Source organism: Streptomyces sp. NPDC050448, assembly GCF_040655295.1.
GTDB lineage: Bacteria > Actinomycetota > Actinomycetes > Streptomycetales > Streptomycetaceae > Streptomyces.
The window spans coordinates 78,165-101,672 of record NZ_JBFAJR010000021.1; the positions used below are offsets into that span (position 1 = coordinate 78,165).

Below are 23,508 nucleotides of genomic sequence, written 5' to 3' on the forward strand. Positions count from 1 at the left end.
GGACGTCGCCTCCGGAGGCTGCTTCCGCAGCATCACCCCCCGGTGCCCCCCCGATGCCCCCCGGTGTCACGCCCCGGCGCGCGCCCGGGCGTGGCCCCCGGCCGGAACAGGCCCGGGCGGCTAGGGTGGGAGCCTGCGTGGACGGCTCCGTCCGTGTCGGCCGCGCCGTGGCAGCCGACCGCCCGGGGGGCCCGATGAAGATCCTCGTCTCCGCCGACATGGAAGGCGCCACGGGCGTCACCTGGCCGGCCGACGTACTGCCCGGCACGCCCGAGTGGGAGCGTTGCCGCCCGATGTTCACCTCCGACGTGAACGCGGCCGTACTCGGCTTCCTCGACGGCGGCGCCGACCAAGTCCTCGTCAACGAGGCCCACGCGACCATGCGGAACCTGCTCCTCGAACAGCTCGACGAGCGGGCCGAGATGCTCACCGGCCGCCACAAGTCCCTCACCATGGTCGAGGGGGTCCAGCACGGTGACGTCGACGGCATCGCGTTCGTCGGCTACCACACCGGCGCCGGCGCGCAGGGCGTCCTCGCCCACACCTACCTCGCCAACTCCATCACCGGGGTCTGGCTGAACGGGATCCGCGCGAGCGAGGGGCTGCTCAACGCGCACGTCGTCGCCGAGTACGGAGTGCCGGTCGTCCTCGTCACCGGCGACGACCTGACCTGCGCCGACGCCGACGGCTACGCGCCGGACGCGGTGAAGGTCGCCGTCAAGGACCACGTCTCCCGCTACGCCGCCGTCTGCCGCACCCCGGCCCGTACCGCCGCCGACATCCGGGCCGCCGCCAAGGAGGCCGCGGCCCTCGCCGTACGCCGGGAACCCGTGCGCGGCGGGCCGTACACCGTGGAGCTGGAGTTCGACGCCGAGCACCTGGCGATGGCCGCCACCGTCATCCCGGGCGCCGAACGGTCCGGGGAACGCAGGGTCGCGTACACCAGCGAGACGATGTACGAGGGGATCCGGACCTTCAAGGCGGTCACGACGGTCGTCTCGGCAGCCGTGGAGGAGCAGTATGGCTGACATGCCCGCAGTCACCCCCCAGCGCCCGGCCGAGGAGACCCCCGCCCGGGAGTCCTCCGCCGAGGAGTCCCCGGTCGACCGGGTGGCGCTCGACGAAGCCGTCGAGTTCACCTCCGGCCTGATCCGCATCGACACCACGAACCGCGGCGGCGGCGACTGCCGCGAGCGCCCCGCCGCCGAATACGTCGCCGAGCGGCTCGCCGCAGCCGGCCTGGAGCCGGTCCTGCTCGAACGCACACCCGGCCGCACCAACGTGGTGGCCCGGATCGAGGGCGCCGACCCCGGCGCCGAGGCCCTCCTCGTCCACGGCCACCTCGACGTGGTCCCCGCCGAGGCCGCCGACTGGAGCACGGACCCCTTCTCCGGAGAGATTCGCGACGGGGTGGTCTGGGGCCGCGGTGCCGTCGACATGAAGAACATGGACGCGATGGTGCTGGCCGTCGTACGGGCCTGGGCGCGCGCGGGCGTGAAGCCGCGCCGCGACATCGTGATCGCCTACACCGCGGACGAGGAGGACAGCGCGGCCGACGGCTCGGGATTCCTCGCCGACCAGCACCCGCACCTCTTCGAGGGCTGCACCGAGGGCCTGAGCGAATCCGGCGCCTTCACCGTGCACAACGGCCCCGGCCAGGCCCTCTACCCGATCGCGGCCGGTGAACGCGGCACCGCCTGGCTGAAGCTGACCGCCCACGGCACGACCGGCCACGGCTCCAAGCCGAACCGGGCCAATGCCGTCAGCCGGCTCGCCGCGGCCGTGGCCCGGATCGGCGAGTACCGGTGGCCCGCCCGGCTCACCGGCACGGTCGCCGCCTGCATCACCGAACTCGCCGCCCTCCAGGGCCTGTCGGTCGACCCCCGCGCCCGCGGCTTCGACCTCGACGCCGTCCTCGGCAAGCTCGGCCCGGCCGGCCTCCTCGTCGAGGCGACCGTACGCAACAGCGCCAACCCGACCATGTTCAGCGCCGGTTACAAACTCAATGTCGTTCCGGGGACGGCCACCGCGTACGTGGACGGCCGGATGCTGCCCGGCAGCGAGGCCGAGTTCATCGCCACCCTCGACGAACTCACCGGCCCCGACGTCACCTGGGAGTTCCACCATCGCGAGGTGGCGCTCGAAGCCCCCGTGGACGGACGGACCTTCGGGATCCTGCGCGAGTCCGTGGAGCGCTTCGACCCGGACGGCCACGTGGTGCCCTTCTGCATGGCGGGCGGCACCGACGCCAAGCAGTTCTCCCGGCTCGGCATCACCGGGTACGGCTTCTCCCCGCTGAAGCTGCCGCCCGGCTTCGACTACTGGTCCCTCTTCCACGGCGTGGACGAGCGGGTCCCCGTCGGCGCCCTGCACTTCGGCGTGCGCGTCCTCGACCACGCCCTGCGGGCCTTGTGATGGGGGGCCGGTGATGGCGGCGGCGACCGGGCCCTACGGCAGCTGGCCCTCGCCCATCGACGCGGCGGTCGCCGCCTCGCTCGACGGACGGCCCGAGTACGTCGGCACCATCGGCCCCGAGGTGTGGTGGACCGAGCCCCGGCCGGCCGAGGGCGGCCGCCGCACCCTGGTGCGCCGGCCCGCCGACGGCGGCCCCGAGGCCTCGGTACTGCCCGCCCCGTGGAACGTCCGCAGCCGCGTCACCGAGTACGGCGGCCGGCCCTGGGCGGGTACCGAACGGCCCGCGGGCGGACCCCTGGTGGTGTTCGTCCACTTCGCCGACCAGCGGATGTACGCGTACGAGCCCGACGCGCCCGGCGGCCCCGCCCCGCGGCCCCTCACCCCCGTCTCCGCGGTCGGCGGCGGACTGCGCTGGGCCGACCCCGTGCTGCGGGGCGGTGAAGTCTGGTGCGTGCTCGAGGAGTTCACCGGGCCGGCCCCGACCGACGTACGGCGGGTGCTGGCCGCCGTGCCGCTGGACGGCTCGGCCGGCGAGGACCGCTCCCTCGTCCGCGAACTGACCGACGACCGGCACCGGTTCACCACCGGACCCCGGCTGTCCCCCGACGGGCGCCGCGCGGCCTGGCTGGTGTGGGACCACCCCCGGATGCCGTGGGACGGCACCGAGGTGCGGCTCGCCGAGGTCGCGGCCGACGGGACGCTGACCGGGGCCCGTACCGTCCTCGGCGGTCCCGAGGAGTCCGTGGCCCAGGTGGAGTGGACCCCCGGCGGGACGCTCCTCGCCGTGAGCGACCGCAGCGGCTGGTGGAACCCGTACCGGGTGGACCCGGCGACCGGCGACGCCGTGAACCTGTGCCCGCGCGAGGAGGAGTTCGGCGGCCCCCTGTGGAAACCCGGGCTGAGCTGGCTGGTCCCGCTCCCCGGAGGGCTCCTCGCCGTCCTGCACGGCCAGGGCTCCTCGGTGCTCGCCGTCCTCGACCCGGAGAGCGGCGACCTGGTGGACGCCGCCGGGCCGTGGACGGCCTGGCAGCCCACACTTGCCGCGCACGGCACCCGCGTCTACGGGGTCGCGGCCAGCCCGCGCAGCGCCTACGAGGTGGTGGAGCTCGACACCGGGGACGGGCATGCCCGGGTGGTCGGCGCGGCGGGCGTGGACCCGGTGGACCCCTCGTACTACCCGGAACCGCAGAGCCGGACCTTCCTCGGCCAGGACGGCCGGGAGATCCACGCCCACGTCTACCCGCCGCACCACCCCGCGATGCGGGCCCCCGCCGACGAACTGCCCCCGTACGTGGTGTGGGCACACGGCGGCCCCACCGACCACGTGCCGCCCGTACTCGACCTGCACATCGCCTACTTCACCTCGCGCGGCATCGGCGTGGCCGAGGTGAACTACGGCGGCTCCACCGGCTACGGACGCGCCTACCGGGAGCGGCTGCGCGAGCAGTGGGGCGTCGTCGACGTGGAGGACTGCGCGGCGGTGGCCCGGTCGCTGGCCGCCGAGGGCACCGCGGACCCGGACCGGCTCGCCATCCGGGGCGGCAGCGCGGGCGGCTGGACGGCGGCTGCCTCGCTGGCCGCCACGGACCTGTACGCCTGCGGGACGATCATCTACCCCGTGCTGGACCTGCTGGGCTTCGCCGAGGAGACCCACGACCTGGAGTCCCGCTACGTCGTCGGCCTGGCCGGACCCCCGCAGACGCTGGCCGTCCGCTGCCGCGAGCGCTCACCGGTGGCCCGCGCCGGCCGGATCACCGCGCCGTTCGTACTGCTCCAGGGACTGGACGACCCGGTGTGCCCGCCGGCCCAGGCGGAGCGCTTCCTGGCCGCCCTCCGGGGCCGCCCGGTCCCGCACGCGTACGTCGCCTTCGAGGGCGAGGGCCACGGCTTCCGGCGGGCGGACACCATGATCCGCGCGCTGGAGGCGGAACTCTCCCTGTACGCACAGGTGTTCGGTATTGACCGGACGGACGTCCCGAAGCTGGTGCTGGCGCCGCGGCCCGTCTGAGGGCTGTCCCGCAATCCCCGGTCGGGCGCACGACGCCGGCGACGGCACGTCGCCCCCCGGGCTACCGCTGGGAGGTGCCCCCAGCGTTGTCGGGGCGCCCGAATGCGCCCCGTCGCGCGGCGTCGGACGCGGTGCATCCGCCGGGGGAGCCGGAGCGGGCGGTGCGGCCGTCGCGGGCACCGTCCTCGGCGCTCCCGTTGCCACGGCCGCCTCCCGGTCCGGACCGGCTAGGCGGTGTGCAGCCAGACGCGGAGCGGGCCGAGCGGGGTGAAACCGTGGCGGACGGCGGTGTCGAGGTCGTCCCCGGCCTCGTAGCCGACGACCGGGAGGCCGGGCCAGAGGTCCGCGACCGCGCCCAGGGCGCCGGCCCAGGCCTCGCCGTCCGGGGTGCCGTCCGCGGTGAACACGTTCGAGAGGCCGACGACCCCGTCCGTCCCGTTGGCGGCGGCCCCGGCGGCGATGCGCCCGTCGGCGGACCGGCCGGCGAAGAAGGCGATCTCCTCGGTGAGCAGGCCCGGGCGGAACAGGCCGCTGCTCTCCCCGCCGCCCCAGGCCGCCTCCCAGGCCGCCAGCTCCCCGGCGTCGGCGGCGCGGGTCCAGGTCAGGGCGGACGGTCCCGGAGCCGGGGCGCCCGCCGGGCGGTGGATCCACTCGGCTCCGAACAGGACCTCGAAGCCGGCCGGGGCCAGGTCGAGCGCGGCGAAGCTGTCCTTGACCGAGCAGCCGGGGGAGTCGGTGTCCATCCCGGCCAGCAGCGCGTCCGCCGACGCTTCCCGGGTGAGGGTCACGCCGTCGGGGTAGTACGGCGGGGTGCGGCGCGCGCTGGTCCACGCGTCGGCCGCGAACGAGCCGCCGCCGCTGACCGCCGCGCACCACGCGGCGTTGTTGCGTACCGCCGCGCGCAGCAGTTCTTCGGTGTCAGGGTCGATGATCACGCTGCGGATCCTGCCACACCTCATAACCTGGGCGGATGTCATATTCCATGTACCTCAGGGAGGGGGAGCACGTCGGGCTGCGGCCCTTCCGGCTCGCCGACGGCCCCGAGTTCACCGCACGCGTGCACGAGAGCCGGGACCTCCACCGCCCGTGGCTGTCCCCGCCGGCGACGATCGAGGAGTACGAGCCGTACGCGACACGCCTGATCGAGGGCGGGAGCCGGGCGGGGTTCCTGGTCTGCGAGCGCGAGACCGGGGCCATCGCCGGCTTCGTCAACATCAACAACATCGTCCACGGCTCCTTCGAATGCGGGGCGCTCGGCTACGGCGCCTTCGCGCACGCCGCCGGGCGGGGACTGCTCCGGGAGGCGCTGGGACTGGTCCTGGGGTACGCCTTCACCCCCGCGGACGAGGGCGGCCTGGGGCTGCACCGGCTGGAGGCCAACATCCAGCCGGGCAATGCGGCCTCCCTCGCGCTGGTCCGCGGGGCCGGGTTCCGGCTGGAGGGGTTCTCGCCGGACTTCCTCTTCATCGACGGGGCCTGGCGCGACCACGAACGCTGGGCGATCACCGCCGGAATGCCTGGCCCCACGACCGCCGATCGCGCAGGATGAAGGAATGCGAAGCCTGGTGCTCCTCGACGCCCCGTCCAACCTGGGCCTGCGCCCGCCCGTGCCCGGCGCGGTCCCCGGCGTCTGCAAACTGGCGGGCGCCCTGCGCGACCAGGGCCTGCTGAGCCGCCTCGGCGCCCGCGAGGGCGGGGTCGTGGTCCCGCCGCGCTACGACCGCGGCAGCTGGAAGGAGGGCGACGGGGTCTTCCACGCCCGCCCCCTCGCCGCGTACACCGTCGCCCTCGCCGACCGGATCGAGACGCACCTGCGGGCCGGGGAGTTCCCCGTCGTCCTGGGCGGGGACTGCTCGATCCAGCTCGGCGCCTCCCTCGCCATGCGCCGCCTCGGACGGTACGGGCTGGCCGCGATCGACGGCTCCGCCGACTTCCGCCACCCGGGCAACGCGGCCGTCAACGGGCCCGTCGGAGCCGCCGCCGGGGAGGAGCTCGCGCTCGCCACCGGCCGCGGCCAGGCCGACCTCGCCGACCTCGAGGGGCTCGGGCCCTACCTGCGGGACGAGGACCTACGGCTCTTCGGGCTGCGCGACGGCGACGGGGACCTGCCGGAGCTGCGCGCGGCGGGGATCTCCGCGGCCACCGTCGGGGACATCCGCGCACGCGGCGCAGCCCCGGTGGCGCGCGCCGCGCTGGACGGGCTGCACCCGCCGGACACCGACGGGTTCTGGGTCCACCTGGACGCCGACGTACTGGACCCGGGCGTGATGCCCGCCGTGGACAGCCCCGACCCCGGCGGACTGCTCCCCGCCGAACTGGCCGAGCTGCTCGCCGTACTGGTGGGCTCCCCGCGGTGCGTCGGCCTCAACGTCACGATCTACGACCCCGACCTGGACCCGGACCTGCGGGCCGGCGCGCTGCTCGCCGACCTGGTCGCGGGGGCGTTCGCGTAGTTCGCGTAGGGCTCCGGCCAGGGCTTTGCGTAATCCTGACCGGTGGTGATCCGCGGAACCCCTGTGCACCGGACACCGTGGCGTGTTCCATTTCCTGCATGGCCACCACCGTCCGCCGTGCCGTACTGACCCTGCCCGCAGCCCCCTTGGGGCCCGAGAACCCGTTGCCCGTCCTGCGTGCGCCCGCCGACGCGCACGCGCTGGACGACCGCTCGCGCGACGGCCTGCCGCGCGACATGGCCCGGCAGATCGGGTACGGGCCGCTGCGTTCGCTGCTGCCCGTGCGACTGCTGGACGGGTACCAACGGCGCAGGCAGGAGCGCGAGTTCGAGGCAGTCGTCATCGAGAACGCGCACCTGCGGGTCACCGTGCTGCCCGGACTCGGCGGCCGGGTCCACTCGCTCGTGCACGTGCCCACCGGCCGTGAACTGCTGTACCGCAACCCGGTGTTCCAGCCCGCCAACTTCGCCCTCAACGGCGCCTGGTTCTCGGGCGGCATCGAGTGGAACATCGGCGCCACCGGCCACACCACCCTCTCCTGCGCCCCGCTGCACGCCGCGCTCGTGCCGGCGCCCGACGGGGGCGTGATGGTGCGGCTGTGGGAGTGGGAGCGGCTGCGCGACGTTCCGTTCCAGGTGGACCTGTGGCTGCCCGGCGACTCGGAGTTCCTGTACGTCGGCGTCCGGGTCCGCAACCCGCACGAGCGGCCCGTCCCCGTGTACTGGTGGTCCAACATCGCCGTCCCGGAGGACTCCGGCACGCGGGTCCTCGCCCCAGCCGACGAAGCCTGGCACTTCGGGTACGAGCGCGCCCTGCGGCGGATCCCCGTACCGCAGTGGGAGGGCGAGGACCGCACGTACCCGCTGCGCAGCACGTATCCGGCCGACTTCTTCTACGAGGTCCCGGACGGGGCCCGGCCCTGGATCGCCTCGCTGGACGCCGGGGGGCGGGGGCTCGTCCAGACGTCCACGGCCCGGCTGCGCGGACGCAAGCTGTTCGTGTGGGGCGCCGGGGAGGGCGGCCGGCGCTGGCAGGAGTGGCTGACCGAGCCCGGGACCGGCGGTTACGCCGAGATCCAGGCCGGCCTCGCCCGGACCCAGCTGGAGCACGTACGGCTCGAGGCCGGGTCGGAGGTCAGCTGGCTCGAGGCGTACGGGCCCCTGGCCGCGGACCCGGCGCCGGTGCACGGCCCCGACTGGGCGGCGGCCCGGTCCTCCGCGGAGGCGGCCCTGGCGGCCGCGCTCCCCCGGGAGCAGGTCGAGGAGGCGTACGAGGCATGGCGCGGCGCCGCCGACACCGAACCGGGGGAGCGGCTGGCCGCGGGCTCGGGGTGGGGCGCTCTGGAGGTGCTGTGCGGCGGGCACAAACTGCCCGGCACCCCGTTCGGGGAAGCGGGGCTCGGCGAAGCGCAGGCGCCCTGGCTGGAGCTGTGGCGCACCGGGGTCTTCCCCACCCCGCGGCGGGTGGCGCCGCCGGGGCCCAGCCTGGTCGCCCCGCACTGGCGGGACATGCTGGAGACGGCGCCGGCGGAACCGCTGACCGAGTACCACCTGGGCGTGGCCCAGTGGCATGCGGGCGATGTGGCCCAGGCGGTGCGCAGCTGGGAGCGCGGCCTGGCGCTGGCACCCTCGCGGTGGCCGCTGCTGCGCTGCCTCGCGGTGGCGGACGCGCTGGCGGGCGACCCGGCGCGGGCGGCGCAGCGGTTCGCCGAGGCCTTCGAGGACCTGGTCGAGGAGAGCCGGGGCAGCGAGCCGTGGACGGCCGCGGAGTCGGCGCTGGGGCGGGAGGCGATGACGGCGCTGCTGGCGGCCGGTCGTCTGTCGGCGGCGCGGGCGGTGTGGGACCGGCTGCGGCCGGCGCTCCGCGAGGAGGGCCGGTTCCGCCTGCTGGCCGCCCGGCTGCTGGCGGCGGAGGGCCATGTGGGCGCGGCCCGCCGGGTGTTCGAGGAGGGCTTCGAACTCCCCGACCTCCGCGAGGGCGACGAGATCCTTTCGGAGCTCTGGGCCCGCGTGACGGACCGTCCGCTGCCCCCCTCGTACAACTTCCGCATGCGCCCGCCGACGTAGACCGCTCCCCCCAACCGGCCCGGCCCGGCCCCGGCCCATCCCTGGCCCGGCCCGGCCCCGGCCAGGTCTGGTCAGGCCCGGCCCCGGCCCGGCCCTGGCCAGGCCCGGCCCCAGCCCAGCCCGGCCCAGCCCGGCCCCGGCCCCGGCCCAACCCCGGCCTCGGGCCGGACGCGGCTCCGGTCAGGCCCGGGCCAGGATTTCGCCGTTCAGGACCGAGAACCAGGCGTCCGGGGCCGCGCCCCAGCGGTGCCAGGACGCGGCGACGGCGGCCAGCTCGGCCGCGGTCGCGTGGCCGCCGCCCGTCGCGGCGGACGCGTACGCCGAGGCCGTGGTGCGGTCCGCCCACAGTGCGGACCACCACGCGATCTCCTCGGGAGTGGCGTAGCACCAGGCCGTCGCCGACGATGCCACCTCCGTGAAGCCCGCCGCCTTCGCCCAGGACAGCAGGCGGCGCCCGGCGTCCGGTTCGCCGCCGTTCGCGCGGGCCACCCGGCGGTACAGGCTCTGCCACTCGTCCAGGCCCGGCTCCGCCGGGTACCAGGTCATCGCCGCGTAGTCGGCGTCCCGGGCGGCCACGATCCCGCCCGGCCGGCACACCCGCCGCATCTCGCGCAGCGCCTGCACCGGGTCGCCGACGTGCTGCAGCACCTGGTGGGCGTGGACCACGTCGAAGGAGTCGTCCGGGAAGTCCAGCGCGTGGACGTCCGCCGCGGCGAAGGTGACCGCCCCGTCCAGGCCGCGCTCCTTCACGTACTCCGCGGCCTGCTCCAGGACGTCCTGTGCCGCGTCCACCGCCGTCACCCGGCCGCCCGGCGCGACCAGTTCCGCCAGGTCCGCCGTGATCGTGCCCGGGCCGCAGCCCACGTCCAGCACCGACATCCCCGGCCGCAGCCCGCCGATCAGGTACGCCGCCGAGTTCGCGGCGGTGCGCCAGCGGTGCGAGCGCAGAACGGATTCGTGGTGCCCGTGCGTGTAGACAGCCGTTTCCTTGGCGCTCATGACCCGACTCCTCCTGGTGGTTGAAGCGTTGTGATCACCGTAGGGGATCCGTTCGGGATATGAGATATACGTTTCGACATATGGACGCCAGCCTTGCGCTGCAAGGGGATCGCTCAGGTCGGTGGCAGGGCAAAGCCGGTGCGAGGACAGTGGGCCCCAGAGAGGGGACCCCTGGCAGAGGACGGTGGGAGCCATGCCGGACACGCTGCTCGAACAGCACGCCGCGGCCCTGCGGCTCTTCGGCGAGCGGGTGCGCGCCGTCGCCGACGACCAATGGGGCGCCCCCACCCCGTGCACGGAATGGACCGTGCGCGACCTGGTCAACCACGTCACCGGCGAGCAGCTCTGGATCCCGCCGATGGTCACCGACGGGCGCACCGTCGAGGAGGTCGGCGACGCGTTCTCCGGCGACGTGCTCGGCGAGGACCCCGCCGGTTCCTGGGAGCGGGCGGCGGCCGCCGCGCTCGCCGCGTTCGCCGAGCCCGGCGCGCTGGACCGCACGGTCAGGCTCTCGTACGGGCCCGCGCTCGGCAGGGCGTACTGCGCCGAGCTGACCGCCGACTGCGTCGTGCACACCTGGGACCTCTCGCGCGGCATCGGAGCCGACGACCGGCTCCCGGTCGGCCTGGTCGAGTTCGCCCTCAAGGAGGTCATGCCGTACGCGGACGGGCTCGCGGCCGGCGGGATGTTCGCCGCGCCGCTGGACGTGCCGGCGGGTGCGGACGCCCAGACCCGGCTGCTGGCCCTGGTGGGCAGGCAGGGCTGAGCCCCCGAGCCCCACCGCCGGAAGGCGACAACAGGCGTACCCCTGTAAATAACCGTATAAAGGGCATGGTCGGTCGGGGTGCGTATGGAACGGGGAAGGCAGGGCGAGGTGTCGGGGATGCAGCGCACGGCGGAGGGCCGAGGTCCGGTCCGGTACGGGCCGCTCGCGCCGCAGCCCGGCCTGCCCGTGCTGCCCGAGCTCACCGCCGTGATCGCCGCGGCCGCCGAACGGTCCGCCCCCGAACCCCCGGGCGGTGGCGAGCCCGTACGCGAGGCCGCCTGCCGGCACTGGGGGCGGCGCGGGCTCCCCACCCGGCCGGAGAACGTGGCCGCCGGGCCCGGTGCGCCCACCCTGCTGCTGGCGCTGCTCGGCGCGTACGGCGGCGACGTGATGCTGCCCCGGCCCTGTCCCGCCTGGTGGACGCCGCAGGTCCGGCTGTTGGGACGGCGGGCCTACCACGTGCCGACCCCGGCCGAGTGCGGCGGCATCCCGGACCCGTACGCCCTGCTGGAGACCGTACGGCGGGTGCGCGCCGAGGGCGGCGACCCGCGCGTGCTGCTGCTGTCGGTGGCCGACGACCCGACGGCGACCGTACCCCCGCCCGAACTGCTGCGCGAGGCCTGCGAGGCGGCCGGGGACGCGGGGCTGTTCGTCGTCAGCGACGAGAGCTGGCGCGACACCGTCCACCGGCCGCACGACACCCTCGTCCTGAGCCCGGCCGAGATGCTGCCCGACCAGGCCGCCGTACTGCTCGACCTGTCCGGTGCGCTGCTGCCCGCCGGGTGGCCCGCCGCCGTGCTCCGCTTCCCCGGCACCCCGCGCGGCACCTGGCTGCGCGCCCGCACCCTCGACATCCTCACCGCGACCGGCGCCATGGTCGCGGCCCCGGTCGCCGGTGCCGCCGCCCACGCGCTCGACGAGCCGGACGCCGTCTCCGGCCGCGCCTACGCCGCCGCCGCGCTGCACGGGGCGGTCGCCGCCGCGGCCCACCGGGAGCTGCTGGCCGTCGGCGCCCTCGCGCGGCCGCCGCAGGCCGGGCGCCACCTGTACGCCGACCTCACCCCGCTGCGCGCCGGGCTGGCCCGGCAGGGGGTCCGCGACGCGATGGAACTGGAGGACTACCTGGGCGTCCGGCTCGGCGCGCCCACCCCCGGCGGGCAACGCTTCGCGGACGAGCTGGGCGCGCTGCGGGTCCGCCTGTCGACCGGTCCGCTGCTCGGCGCCACCCCGGAGGAGCGGCTCGCGGCGCTCACCGCACGCGACCCCCTCGGGCTCCCGCACGTACGGCGCTCCCTGGACCTCCTCGGCTCGGTCCTGGCCGGGCTGACCTCCTGACCGAAAGCTCTCGCCGACCGGCGCGACGAGCCCGCTGTGCGGTGAACGGAGAGTTCTTGACGAGGGATCAGACGGACGCCTCCGCGGCCCCCGCCGTCACGGGCACCGACCTCGCGGCCGCGGTACGGCGCGGCACGGCCCCGCGCCCGGCGCCGCGGCTGCCCGCGGCCCCGGCGCGCCCGGCCCCGGTCGGGTCAGCGGGGCCGCAGGCGCCGCCAGAGGGCGGGGGCCGCGCTGATCAGGAGGGTCAGGGCCACCGCCAGGGCCACGCCCTTCCACGGCTCCGAGAACAGGGAGCCGCCCAGGATGCCGATCAGGCCGTACGTCGCCGCCCAGGCGAGACAGGCCGGCGCGTCGCCGCGGGCGAACCGGCGCAGCGGGAGCCGGGCCAGCAGGCAGGCCAGCATCACCGGGATCCGGCCCGCCGGCACCAGCCGGGAGACCACCAGGACCAGGACCCCGTGTTCGTCCAGCTTGCGCTGCGCCTGGGCGAGGCGCTCCGGTGTCGCACGGCCGCGCAGGGCCTCCAGCCGGCGCGAGCCGTTGCGGGACCGCACCCCGCGCTGCCCCAGCCAGTACAGCGTCAGGTCCCCGGTGAAGGCGGCCACCGCCGCCACCGCGAACACCAGCAACAGCCCGAAAGGCAGCGACTGCTGGTGGAAAGCCACCACCGCCGCCGTGCTCACCAGCGCCCCCGTCGGGATCACCGGCACCAGCGCCCCCAACGCCACCAGCAGGAACAGCGCCGGGTAGCCGACCGCCTGCCGGGTCGTCTCCGGGGGCGTCTGGCCGACCACCGCCGCCAGCTCGCGCCACGTCACGGCAGCCGCACCCGTTCGCCGTGGTCGGGCACCCGTACCGTCACCTTCGGTGCCAGCTGCCGGGCCCGCCGTACGAACTCCTCGCCCGGCGCGTGGAATTCGTGCGGCCGCACCGCGTCCAGCCCGATCGGCCAGTACGTCCCGTAGTGCACCGGCACCGCCGCCGCGGGTGCCAGCGCCGCCAGTGCCTGTGCCGCCCGGCCCGCGTCCAGATGCCCCGGCCCCAGGTACGGGCCCCAGCCGCCGACCGGCAGCAACGCCACGTCCACCGGCCCGACCTCTTCGGCCATCGCGTCGAACAGCCCGGTGTCCCCGGCGAAGTACGTCCGCGCCGAGCCCTGGACGACGTACCCCAGCGCCGGCGCGAGATGCGGCCCGAACGGCAGCCGCCGCCCGTCGTGCCGCGCACTGACCGCCCGTACCCGTACGCCGGCCCGTACGCCGACCTCGTCGCCCGGAGCCACCTCCGTGACCGCCAGCCTCCGCACCCCCGCGACCCGTACGAGCCCCGGCACGGCCCGCCGCGCCCCGCGCGGCACCACCAGCCGGGTCCCGGGTGCCAGCCGCGCCAGCGACGGCAGATGCAGATGGTCGGCATGCAGATGCGACACCAGCACCACGTCCGCCTCGGCCGCCTCCGGCGGGGGCAGCGCCCCGCGCCGCCGCCGCAGATGCGCGAGCCGCCGGACGAACAGCGGATCCGTCAGCAGCCGCACCCCGGACTCCTCGACCGTGCACGTGGCATGCCCCCACCAGGTGATCTCCACCGGCACCCGGCCTCCCCGTCCCTGTCGCGTCCCCGGACCTTTCGAGCCTAGGGGGTGTCCGGCGGATCACGGCCGGGCCCGGGCCTGACCCGCCGGACACCCCCAGATCCTGCCCCGCCGATGCGCCCGGAACCGAAGACCGCCGACCCCTCCTCCCGGGCGGCGGATCGGAGTAGGGTCGGGCGGCATGGATGAGCTGCGCGTGGCCGCGATCGCCAGCCTGGCCCCGCTCGAGGATCTGGACTCCGACCCCTTCGCCGTCGACACCCGGAGCCAGCACGCCATGTGCGCCCGCTGGGCCGCCGACCGGGGCTACGTCGTGACGAGGGAGCTCCTCTTCTACGGGCTGCGCGCCGACCACTGCGGGCTCTGGTGCGATGTCGACGCCGGGCAGGTCGACCTGTTCGTCGCCCCCAACCACCGGGTGCTGGCCCGCGCGCTGCGCTCCGTCGAGGACTTCACCGCCGAGTGCGAGCGGCGCGGCGTACGGCTGGAGACCGCCGGGCTCGCCGAGCCGCAGTACACGTCCGCCATGAAGGCCGAGGTGCACCGCCGGCTGTCCATGCCGACCGCCGGCTACGACGGCACGTAGGGCCTGTCTTCCCTCCGCGCGCCCCGCGCCCCGGACCCGGCTCGCGACCGGCTCCCGGCCCGCCGTTCCGTACCTCCGTGCGCCACCCGTGTCACCCGGCCGTGTCCGCCGCCCTGTGCGACGCTGGAGGGTGCGGCGGGGACCGCGGGCAGGGCGCGGGTCCGGGGGAGACACGAGGCGGTACGGCGTGTGGCGAGGACGGTGGCGGACCACGGGCAGCGCCCTGGTACGGGTGTTCATCGTCTGGACGGTGTCCACCCTCACGATGCTCGTGCTGGCCGGCATCCTCCCCGACTTCCGGCTGCAGTCCGGTGACGGAGACAGCGTCACCGAGATCGGGCTGACCGCGGCCTGGGGCGCCGGGGCCTTCGGCCTGCTGAGCGCGCTCGTGTGGCCGGTGCTGGTCCGGGCGCTGCTGCTGGTGCCCGCCCTGGTGCTGGGCCTGCTCGTCTTCTTCCTGAACGGCTCGCTGCTGCTGCTCGCCCTCAGCCTGATCCCGTCCGGCCGCGGCGAAGTGGCCCCGGAGACCGCCGTGGTGGTGGCCGCGGTCATGTCCGCCGTCGCCTCGGCCACCTCGACCGCGCTCGCCGTGCGCGACGACGAGGCGTACCGGCGCAGGCTCCACCGGCTCGCCGACCGGCGCCGCCGGCGCCGGCGCGGCAAGGGCGTTCCGGGTGGCGGCGAGGCCGCACCGGGCCTGGTCTTCCTCCAGCTCGACGGGGTCGGGTACGAGGCGCTGCGGCACGCGGCGGGCAGCGCCCTGATGCCCACGGTGGCGGGATGGCTGGACGGCAGCCACCGCATCACGTCGTGGCGCACCGACTGGTCCAGCCAGACCGGCGCCAGCCAGCTCGGCATCCTGCACGGCTCCAACTTCGACGTCCCCGCCTTCCGCTGGTACGAGAAGGACACCGGCGAGGTGGTGGTCTGCAACCGGCCCACCAGCGCCGCCGAACTCCAGCACCGGGCCATCACGCGCACCGGGGACGGCGGGCTGCTCACCCTCGACGGGGCGAGCCGGGGCAACCTGTTCAGCGGCGGCGCCGACCAACTGGCCCTCGTCCTGTCGGTCTCGGCGCGGCGGGGCCGGGCGAACCGCTCCCGCGCAGGCTATTTCGCGTATTTCTCCGACCCGGCCAATGCCGTCCGCACCGCGCTGTCCTTCGTCGCCGAGGTCGCCCGGGAGATCGGCCAGTCGCTGCGGGCCCGGCTCGGCAAGGAGCGGCCGCGGGTGGCCCGGGGCGGGCTGTACCCGCTGATCCGGGCCTTCGCGACGGTGGTCGAACGGGACGTCGTGGTGGCGGCGGTGATCGGCGACTTGCTCGCGGGGCGTGCCGCGATCTACGCGGACCTGGTCGCCTACGACGAGGTCGCGCACCATTCGGGGCCGCACGGCCGGGACACCGACCGTGTGCTGGCCCGGCTCGACCGGAGCCTCGCACTGATCGCCCGGGCCGCCGAGCACGTACCCCGGGAGTACCGGATCGTGCTGCTGTCGGACCACGGCCAGAGCTCGGGGGAGACCTTCCGGGGCCGGTACGGGCTGACGCTGAAGGACCTGGTCCGCGCGGGCTGCGGGCTGCCGGTCTCCCGCCGGGCCGGCCGCACCCACAGCGGCGCCGAGGCCCGCGCGGCGGTGCTCGCGGCGTTGCACCGGCCGGTGGAGGAGGGCGCGGAGGCCCACCCCGGGCGGGGCCCGGACCCCGTGGTGCTGGCCTCGGGCAACCTCGGGCTGATCTCCTTCCCGCACGTGCCGGGCCGGGCCTCGCGGGAGTGGATCGATCGGGCGCACCCTGCCCTGCTGGCGACCCTGGCCAACCACCCGGGCATCGGGTTCCTGCTGGTGGACGGGCAGGTGCTGGGCCCGGGCGGGGCGGTGGCCCGCCTCGACGACCCCGGCGCGGCGGAGAAGCTGCTGGCACCGTTCGGACCGGGCGCGGCGCAGGCGGTCCGCCGGACCGACGCCTTCCCGCACGTGGCCGACGTCATGGTGAACTCGGCGTACGACCCGCGGACCGGGTCGGTGCACGCCTTCGAGGAGCAGATCGGCTCGCACGGAGGCCTGGGCGGGGAGCAGGGGCATCCGTTCCTGATGTGGCCGACGGAACTGTCGCAGCCGGACCCCGACCTGGTGGGCGCGGAGGCGGTGCACGAGGTGCTGCGGCGCTGGCTGCGGGAGGCGGACGGCCCCCAGGTGCCGATGACCGCCCCGGCGGAGGATTCACGGCCGGACCCGCCCGTCGGCGGAACCCTTCCTTCCGCAGGGGGTCCGGTACGGGACGAAACTCGCTGATTTGGTACGGCCTTTGAGGTGGTCAACCATGGGTTGACCTGCCCACCATGTGAGACACCCAGAGGCGCACCACCGATGACCAGTACCGCAGCACCGACCACGGAAGTCACCGCAGCCGACAGGGCCGCAGCGCCCGCCCAGGCCGCCGGGCACGCCGAGGCCGCCGGGCATCGGGATCGGCATGCCCGGCGCTTCGGTCTCCCGGTCGCGACCTGCCTGGTCATGGGCAACATCGTCGGCGGCGGGATCTTCCTGCTGCCCGCGTCGGTGGCGCCCTTCGGCACGATCAGCCTGGTCGCCTTCGGCGTGCTCACCGCCGGTGCGATCGCCCTCGCCCTCGTCTTCGGCCGGCTCGCCGAACGGCTCCCGCAGACCGGCGGCCCGTACGTCTACGCCCGCGCCGCGTTCGGCGACTTCGCCGGCTTCCTCGCGGCCTGGAGCTACTGGATCACCACCTGGGTCTCGAACGCGGCCCTCGCGGTGGCGGCCGTGGGCTACCTCACCGTGCTCTTCCCGGCCATCGGGGAGCACAAGGCGGCGATGTGCCTGGCCGCCCTCGCCGTGCAGTGGCTCCCGGCGCTCGCCAACCTGGCCGGCACCCGTTACGTGGGCGCCATCCAACTGGTCGCCACCGTACTGAAGTTCGCCCCGCTGCTGCTGGTCGCCGTGGGCGGTCTGTTCTTCTTCGACCCGGCGAACCTCGGCCCCTTCCGGGCCACCGGCCAGAGCCCCGTCGGAGCGGTCTCCGCCGCGGCGGCGATCCTGCTCTTCAGCTACCTCGGCGTGGAGTCGGCCGCCGTCAGCGCGGGCGAGGTCCGCGACCCGGCCCGCAACGTCGGCCGGGCCACGATCCTGGGCACCGTCAGCGCGGCCGCCGTCTACCTGCTCGGCACCCTCTCCGTCTTCGGGCTGGTCGCGCACGAGAAGCTGGTCTCCTCCCAGGCTCCCTTCACCGACGCCGTCAACGCCATGTTTTCCGCAGACGGACGGGCCGGCGGCACCTGGGGCGGCACCCTCGTCGCCTGCGCGGCCGTGATCTCGATGGTCGGCGCCCTCAACGGCTGGACCCTGCTCAGCGCGCAGACCCCGTACGCCGCCGCCCGCGACGGGCTCTTCCCGAAGGTCTTCGAGACGAAGAAGCGCGGCGTCCCGGTGGTCGGCGTGCTCGTCACCGTCGCCTTGGCCTCCGGCCTGACCGTCTACAACTACACGGCCGGCTCGGAGGGCGTCTTCGAGGTCCTCGTCCTGGTCACCACCTTCACGGCGACCGTCCCGTACCTGCTCTCCACCGCCGCGCAGATCTACTTCCTGCTCTCCGGGCAGTCCGGGCGCGTCCACCGCGGCCGCCTGGTCCGCGACGGCTCCCTCGCCGGCCTGGCCTTCGCCTTCTCGATGTGGCTGGTCGCCGGATCCGGCTACGCGGCCGTCTACCAGGGCGTCCTGTTCCTCTTCGCGGGTGTCCTCGGCTACGCCGCGATGTCCGCTCGGAAGCACCGCGCGACCGCCTGACCAGCGGGGTAGTTTGGAATGAGAGGACAAGCAGGGGGCAGTAAGGGGTAGCCATGTCCGCGATCAGAGAGAGCATCGACATTTTCCGCAGTCCCGAAGACGTCTTCGACTACGTGACGGACCCCACGCATCTGCCGGAGTGGCAGGACAGCGCCGTCTCCGCCCGCCAGCTCGACGGCGCACCCCTCCACCTCGGTTCGAAGGTCGAGATCACCCGGCGCATGGCCAAGCGGGAGTTCCCGATGACCATGGAGGTCACGGAGCTCGACCCGCCGCGCAGCTGGCACCTCCACGGTATCGACGGACCCGTACGGGGCGATGTGCGCGGGACCATCGAACCCCTCGACGACGGAAAGCGCTCGCGCGTGACCCTCGACCTGGACTTCGAGGGCCACGGCATCGGCAAGGTCATCGCGCCGCTCGTGGTCAAGCCGTACGCCCGCAGGCAGATGCCGCGCAACGAGGAGAAGCTGAAGCACCTGCTGGAGCACTGAACCACCGCGGGCCCCGGTGTTGGTGATCACGGACGGGCAGGCAGACACCCTGCGGATCCGGCGCGAGTGCGCCTGTCTGGTTCCGCAGGGTGTCTGCCTGCCGTTCACGCCCCGGGGGCCGGTGTTCCGACTGGTTTAGTCGAGGTAGTCGCGCAGCACCTGCGAACGCGACGGGTGGCGCAGCTTCGACATGGTCTTGGACTCGATCTGGCGGATGCGCTCACGGGTGACCCCGTACACGCGGCCGATCTCGTCCAGGGTCTTCGGCTGGCCGTCGTTCAGGCCGTACCGCATCGAGACGACGCCCGCCTCACGCTCGGAAAGCGTGCCCAGGATCGACTGGAGCTGCTCCTGGAGGAATGTGAAGGAGACCGCGTCGGCCGGGACGACCGCCTCGGAGTCCTCGATGAGGTCACCGAACTCACTGTCGCCCTCCTCACCCAGGGGGGTGTGCAGGGAGATCGGCTCGCGGCCGTACTTCTGGACCTCGATGACCTTCTCAGGGGTCATGTCGAGCTCCTTGCCCAGCTCCTCCGGAGTGGGCTCCCGGCCGAGGTCCTGGAGCATCTGGCGCTGCACGCGGGCGAGCTTGTTGATGATCTCGACCATGTGGACGGGGATGCGGATGGTGCGCGACTGGTCGGCCATGGCGCGCGTGATCGCCTGCCGGATCCACCAGGTCGCGTACGTGGAGAACTTGAAGCCCTTGGTGTAGTCGAACTTCTCCACGGCGCGGATCAGGCCGACGTTGCCTTCCTGGATCAGGTCCAGGAAGAGCATGCCGCGGCCGGTGTAGCGCTTGGCCAGCGAGACCACGAGACGGAGGTTGGCCTCCAGCAGGTGGTTCTTGGCGCGGCGGCCGTCCTCGACCAGGATCTCCAGCTCGCGCTTGAAGGCGGGCTTGTGGTCCTCCTCCTCTTCGAGCTTGTACTCGGAGAAGAGACCCGCCTCGATGCGCTTGGCGAGCTCGACCTCCTGCTCGGCGTTGAGGAGCGGCACCTTGCCGATCAGCTTGAGGTAGTCCTTGACGGGGTCGGCGGTGGCGCCGGCCACCATGACCGTCTGCGCCGGGGCGTCGTCCTCGTCGTCGTCGGACAGGACGAAGCCCTGGGCGCCGCCGGCCTTGGGGGCCTCCTCCTCGACTTCGTCGACGAGGTCCTCGGCGGCCCAGTCCTCGCCCTCGGCGGCCGGGCTCTCGCCCTCGTCGGCGTCCTTGGCGCTGGTCTTCTTGGCCGCGGCGGTCTTCTTCACCGCGGTCTTCTTCGCGGCGGTCTTCTTGACCGTCCGCTTCTTCGGCTCGGTGACGGCCTCGGCCGTCACCTCGTCCTCGGTGGCCGCGGCCGGCGAAGCGGATATCGCCGCCGCGGTGGCGGGGGCCGCCGTCTTGCGTGCACCGATGAGGCGCGGCGCGGCGGCCGCCTTCTTGGTCACGGTGCGGGCAGGTGCGGCGGCCGCCTTGCGGGGCTTCTTCGCGGCAGCCTTCGTGGCGGGGGCGGCGCTGACGTGCAGCGCGACACCCTCCTCGTCCAGGACCTGGTTCAGGCTGCGCAGGACCCGCTTCCACTGGTCCACCGGGATGCGGCCGGCCTCGAAGGCCTGGCGCACGTCGTCACCGTTGATGTGACCCTGCTCGCGGCCGCGCTCGACGAGCGCGACGAGGGCCTCCGATTCGGCGATCTCCGGAGGGAACGTACGGGACGGGCTGAGCGACACAAGGAGCCTCTCGTTGCGAACAGATAAGGAGTGGGCGGGACATCATCGCGCGGACTCGGGAAACAGACCCGAGGGGGGTCTGTATTCCGTGGCTGCGCGATGACACCTGTCGGTTCATCGCATGCCCGAGTCGATTCGTTACGCGCTGAATTGAGTGACCTGCGCCACGCTGTGGGCGCGCAACCGTTCGGCCGTGAATCCGTCCACGCCTCCGCCGCCTTCCCGCCAGCCCGTTTTGCGGGCCTCGATGAGGAAACGGGCGGTATGCGCCACGAACGGACGGTCACGTGCGATCTGTTCGTGGAGCTCGCGCAGCCGGTCCCGGTACTGCCCGACCGTAAAGTCGGGCACCATCCAGATCACCTTCCGGAGAAAGTAGATCACGGCTCCGATGCCGTGGAACTCCGCACGCAGTCTTCCGGAGCGCAGATCGACGACCTCGAGGCCGGCCTTGGCGGCGCCGGCGACGTGGGGACCTCCCGCCGGACGGAGGGAGGTCGAAGGTGCGCGTCATGTCTCGATCGTCCCACCTGGGGTGCCGGTGATCCACCGGTTTGAGCGGATCTCGAGCCTCCCGGGCCGCCGCGGACTCCGGACGCGCCGATGAGGTCCATTAGAGTGGGGGCGGGCCGTGACTGGCGTTCGGGTGGATCACCACCGGGGAGCGGCCCGGCGCACCTCCCGTGCGCCCGGCGTACCGCGGGTACGCCGACTGCCGCGCGCCTGGGCGAACCGCGATTCCGCAGCGACGCTCAGGAGACCCCATGACGACTGCCCAGACCGTTCAGCCGGCCCAGACTGCCCAGCTCATGGACGGTACCGCCCTCGCCCGCCGCATCTCGGAGCAGACCGCCGCCCTCGCGGCGAAGATCACCGAGCGCACCGGCACCGCGCCCTGCCTCGCGACCGTGCTGGTCGGCGAGGACCCTGCGTCCGTCACGTACGTGCGGATGAAGCAGAACCGTTGCGCCAAGGCCGGGATCACCTCCCGCCACGTGGAGCTGCCGGCCGAGACCACCACCGAGGAGCTCGTCGCCGCCCTCACGGCCCTCTCCGAGGACCCGGAGATCAGCGGCATCCTGCTGCAGCACCCGGTCCCGCACCACATCGACGAGCGCGCCGCCTTCGAGGCCATCGCCCCGGGCAAGGACGTCGACGGCGTCACCATGCACTCCTTCGCCGCCATGGGCTTCGGACTGCCGGGCTTCGTCTCCTGCACCCCCGGCGGCATCATGCGCCTCCTCGCCGAGTACGACGTGGACCTGACCGGCAAGCACGCCGTGGTCGTCGGCCGCAGCGCGATCCTGGGCAAGCCGGCCGGCATGCTGCTGCTGGAGCAGAACGCCACCGTCACCTACTGCCACTCCCGCACCGTGGACCTGCCCTCGATCGTGCGCCAGGCCGACGTGCTGGTCGCCGCCGTCGGCAAGGCCGAGTTCATCCGCGGCGAGGACATCAAGCCGGGCGCCGTGGTCCTGGACGCCGGCTACAACGAGGGCAACGTCGGCGACGTCCACTTCGAGTCGGCCGCCGCCCGCGCCTCGCTGATCACCCCGGTCCCCGGCGGCGTCGGCCCGATGACCATCGCCGTCCTGCTGGAGCAGACCGTCCAGGCGGCCGCCGCCCAGGCCGGGCTGGCGCTCGCGGACCTCTGACCGCCCCGCACCCTCCCCAGCACGCGCGGCGAACGCCCCGGGTCTTTCGGCCCGGGGCGTTCCGCATCCCCGGGTGTCCGGATTCTTGCGGCCGCCACCGGTGACGCGACGGGTACGCAGCCGCCTCGGCCGGACGCGGTGAGCGGGTGGCCCCCGGTGTCCTGCGGCGGGCGCCCCGGTCATCGCGGCAGGTGCGGTGACTGCCTCCCGCACCAAGCGCCTCAAGGGACACACGGGTGAGGAGCGCCGGGCCGAGGGGGCCGCGAACCGGTTCCCGCAGCAGCCTGCCGGGGGCGGGGGAGGGAGCGGTATGTTTGCGCCCGGGCGCGGGATGACACGTGCAACACGTTTCCTGGGGGAACTGCTGATGGACCTGTTCACGCCACTGGAGCTGCCCAACGGGACGGCCCTGCCGAACCGGCTGGCGAAGGCGGCCATGGAGGAGAGCCTCGCCGGGTCCGGCCAGCTGCCGGACGAGCGCATCGAACGGCTCTACCGCCGCTGGGCACAGGGCGGCGCCGGACTGCTGATCACCGGGAACGTGATGGTCGACCGCCGGGCGCTGACCGCGCCGGGGACGATCGTCCTCGACGCCCGCTCCCCGCTCGGCCCCTTCCGCCGCTGGGCCGAGGCCGGCGGCAGCGGCGGCGGCCGGGTCTGGATGCAGATCAACCACCCGGGCCGGCAGATCGGCTCGGAGATGCCCGGCACGGCCTGGGCGCCCTCCGACATAGGGGTGAGCCTCGGCAAGCACACCAAGCGCTTCGCCCGCCCCACCGCGATGACCGAGGCCGACATCGAGGCCACCGTCGCCCGCTTCGCGGTCACGGCCCGGCGGGCCGAGGAGGCCGGCTTCGACGGGGTGCAGATCCACGCCGCCCACGGATACCTCCTCAGCCAGTTCCTCTCCCCGCTGGTCAACCGGCGCACCGACCGCTGGGGCGGCAGCCTGGAGAACCGGGTCCGGCTGCTCACCGAGGTCATCGGCGCCGTCCGCGCTCAGGTGGGCTCCGGCTTCGCGGTCGGGGTCAAGCTCAACACCGCCGACTTCCAGCGCGGCGGCTTCGACACCGAGGAGGCGGCGCAGGTCCTCGCGGTCCTCGGCGGCCTCGGCGTCGACCTCGTCGAACTGTCCGGCGGCAGCGTCGAAAGCCCCGCGACCCTGGGCCGCACCGCCGATCTGCGGACGCTCGAGCGGGAGGCGTACTTCCTCTCCTTCGCCGAGCAGTTCCTGGGCTCGGCCACGATGCCGCTGATGCTGACCGGCGGGATAGGCCGCCAGGAGACCGCGCAGAGGGTCCTGGAGCGCGGTGTGTCCGTCGTGGGGCTCGCCTCGGCCCTGGCGTTCCGCCCCGACCTGCCGGCCCGCTGGCGCGCCGGGGAGGACGTACGGGTGACCGTGGAGCGGCTGCGCTGGAAGGACCGGGACCTGGCCGGCGCCGGGCTGCTGGCCTTCGTACGCTTCCAACTGCACCGGCTGGCCCGAGGCCTGGAACCGCGCCCGGAGGCCTCCCCGCGGGCGACGTTCGCCCTCGACCAGCTCCAGCACTGGCGCAGGGTGCGGGCGTACGGGGCCTGGCTCGCCCGCAATCCCGAACCGGAGGACGCCCTCGCCGGCTGAC

19 protein-coding genes and 1 pseudogene are annotated in these 23,508 nt (G+C 74.4%); 14 read left to right on the forward strand and 6 right to left on the reverse strand.

Features of this window, described 5'->3' with window-relative positions:
* The first annotated feature begins 194 nt into the window (after positions 1 to 194).
* From AB0I68_RS23810 to AB0I68_RS23820, 3 genes are read left to right on the forward strand one after another with little or no spacing between them, the layout of a single operon-like run.
* Positions 195 to 1,028 (forward strand): M55 family metallopeptidase, encoded by an 834-nt coding sequence (locus AB0I68_RS23810; protein ID WP_363179413.1) that lies wholly within the window; start codon positions 195 to 197, stop codon positions 1,026 to 1,028.
* Between the two features lies 1 nt (position 1,029).
* Complete coding sequence (locus AB0I68_RS23815; RefSeq protein ID WP_363179364.1) at positions 1,030 to 2,415, forward strand: M20/M25/M40 family metallo-hydrolase; 1,386 nt, start codon at positions 1,030 to 1,032, stop codon at positions 2,413 to 2,415.
* Positions 2,416 to 2,428: 13 nt separating this feature from the next.
* Positions 2,429 to 4,423 carry a prolyl oligopeptidase family serine peptidase gene (locus AB0I68_RS23820; protein WP_363179365.1) on the forward strand — a complete coding sequence of 665 codons (1,995 nt, stop codon included), beginning with the start codon at positions 2,429 to 2,431 and terminating at the stop codon, positions 4,421 to 4,423.
* 227 nt (positions 4,424 to 4,650) lie between these two features.
* On the opposite strand, the gene AB0I68_RS23825 is transcribed toward AB0I68_RS23820, so the two are convergent.
* Entirely contained in the window at positions 4,651 to 5,358 is a 708-nt protein-coding gene (locus AB0I68_RS23825; protein WP_363179366.1) for a hypothetical protein, read from the reverse strand.
* A 35-nt stretch (positions 5,359 to 5,393) separates the two neighbouring features.
* On the opposite strand from AB0I68_RS23825, the gene AB0I68_RS23830 reads away from it, so the two are divergent.
* From AB0I68_RS23830 to AB0I68_RS23840, 3 genes are all read left to right on the forward strand, one after another.
* Positions 5,394 to 5,972: a GNAT family N-acetyltransferase gene (locus AB0I68_RS23830; RefSeq protein WP_363179367.1), complete on the forward strand. Its 579-nt coding sequence runs from the start codon at positions 5,394 to 5,396 to the stop codon at positions 5,970 to 5,972.
* A gap of 4 nt (positions 5,973 to 5,976) precedes the next feature.
* Positions 5,977 to 6,876, forward strand: a complete 900-nt coding sequence (locus AB0I68_RS23835; RefSeq protein ID WP_363179368.1) for an arginase family protein — start codon at positions 5,977 to 5,979, stop codon at positions 6,874 to 6,876.
* Between the two features lie 98 nt (positions 6,877 to 6,974).
* Positions 6,975 to 8,942, forward strand: a complete 1,968-nt coding sequence (locus tag AB0I68_RS23840; RefSeq protein ID WP_363179369.1) for a DUF5107 domain-containing protein — start codon at positions 6,975 to 6,977, stop codon at positions 8,940 to 8,942.
* 180 nt (positions 8,943 to 9,122) lie between these two features.
* Here the strand turns inward: AB0I68_RS23840 and AB0I68_RS23845 are convergent, their stop codons facing one another.
* A complete protein-coding gene (locus AB0I68_RS23845) occupies positions 9,123 to 9,941 on the reverse strand; it encodes a methyltransferase domain-containing protein (RefSeq protein WP_363179370.1) in 819 nt (272 codons plus the stop codon).
* Positions 9,942 to 10,134: 193 nt separating this feature from the next.
* Between AB0I68_RS23845 and AB0I68_RS23850 the strand changes: the two genes are divergently transcribed.
* Both AB0I68_RS23850 and AB0I68_RS23855 read left to right on the forward strand, forming a co-directional pair.
* Positions 10,135 to 10,707 carry a TIGR03086 family metal-binding protein gene (locus AB0I68_RS23850; protein ID WP_363179371.1) on the forward strand — a complete coding sequence of 191 codons (573 nt, stop codon included), beginning with the start codon at positions 10,135 to 10,137 and terminating at the stop codon, positions 10,705 to 10,707.
* A gap of 117 nt (positions 10,708 to 10,824) precedes the next feature.
* Positions 10,825 to 12,042 carry an aminotransferase class I/II-fold pyridoxal phosphate-dependent enzyme gene (locus AB0I68_RS23855; RefSeq protein ID WP_363179372.1) on the forward strand — a complete coding sequence of 406 codons (1,218 nt, stop codon included), beginning with the start codon at positions 10,825 to 10,827 and terminating at the stop codon, positions 12,040 to 12,042.
* Positions 12,043 to 12,236: 194 nt separating this feature from the next.
* Here the strand turns inward: AB0I68_RS23855 and AB0I68_RS23860 are convergent, their stop codons facing one another.
* Positions 12,237 to 12,863, reverse strand: coding sequence for a VTT domain-containing protein (locus AB0I68_RS23860; RefSeq protein WP_363179373.1), 627 nt, complete (start codon positions 12,861 to 12,863; stop codon positions 12,237 to 12,239).
* Entirely contained in the window at positions 12,860 to 13,636 is a 777-nt protein-coding gene (locus tag AB0I68_RS23865; RefSeq protein ID WP_363179374.1) for an MBL fold metallo-hydrolase, read from the reverse strand. Before AB0I68_RS23865 ends, AB0I68_RS23860 begins: the two co-directional genes overlap by 4 nt.
* Positions 13,637 to 13,817: 181 nt before the next feature.
* Here AB0I68_RS23865 and AB0I68_RS23870 point away from each other — a divergent pair, with 181 nt between their 5' ends.
* From AB0I68_RS23870 to AB0I68_RS23885, 4 genes are all read left to right on the forward strand, one after another.
* Positions 13,818 to 14,222: a hypothetical protein gene (locus AB0I68_RS23870; RefSeq protein ID WP_363179375.1), complete on the forward strand. Its 405-nt coding sequence runs from the start codon at positions 13,818 to 13,820 to the stop codon at positions 14,220 to 14,222.
* Positions 14,223 to 14,409: 187 nt separating this feature from the next.
* Positions 14,410 to 16,515: a phage holin family protein gene (locus AB0I68_RS23875; protein ID WP_363179376.1), complete on the forward strand. Its 2,106-nt coding sequence runs from the start codon at positions 14,410 to 14,412 to the stop codon at positions 16,513 to 16,515.
* 75 nt (positions 16,516 to 16,590) lie between these two features.
* Positions 16,591 to 18,024 (forward strand): amino acid permease, encoded by a 1,434-nt coding sequence (locus tag AB0I68_RS23880; protein ID WP_363179377.1) that lies wholly within the window; start codon positions 16,591 to 16,593, stop codon positions 18,022 to 18,024.
* A 53-nt stretch (positions 18,025 to 18,077) separates the two neighbouring features.
* Positions 18,078 to 18,518 (forward strand): SRPBCC family protein, encoded by a 441-nt coding sequence (locus AB0I68_RS23885; protein ID WP_363179378.1) that lies wholly within the window; start codon positions 18,078 to 18,080, stop codon positions 18,516 to 18,518.
* Between the two features lie 135 nt (positions 18,519 to 18,653).
* On the opposite strand, the gene AB0I68_RS23890 is transcribed toward AB0I68_RS23885, so the two are convergent.
* Complete coding sequence (locus AB0I68_RS23890; protein ID WP_363179379.1) at positions 18,654 to 20,231, reverse strand: RNA polymerase sigma factor; 1,578 nt, start codon at positions 20,229 to 20,231, stop codon at positions 18,654 to 18,656.
* Positions 20,232 to 20,369: 138 nt separating this feature from the next.
* Positions 20,370 to 20,681: pseudogene (locus AB0I68_RS23895) on the reverse strand (hypothetical protein); the annotation flags it as partial.
* Positions 20,682 to 20,995: 314 nt separating this feature from the next.
* On the opposite strand from AB0I68_RS23895, the gene AB0I68_RS23900 reads away from it, so the two are divergent.
* Positions 20,996 to 21,886, forward strand: a complete 891-nt coding sequence (locus tag AB0I68_RS23900; protein ID WP_363179380.1) for a bifunctional 5,10-methylenetetrahydrofolate dehydrogenase/5,10-methenyltetrahydrofolate cyclohydrolase — start codon at positions 20,996 to 20,998, stop codon at positions 21,884 to 21,886.
* A 331-nt stretch (positions 21,887 to 22,217) separates the two neighbouring features.
* Positions 22,218 to 23,507, forward strand: coding sequence for an NADH:flavin oxidoreductase/NADH oxidase family protein (locus AB0I68_RS23905; protein ID WP_363179381.1), 1,290 nt, complete (start codon positions 22,218 to 22,220; stop codon positions 23,505 to 23,507).
* Position 23,508 lies beyond the last annotated feature (1 nt).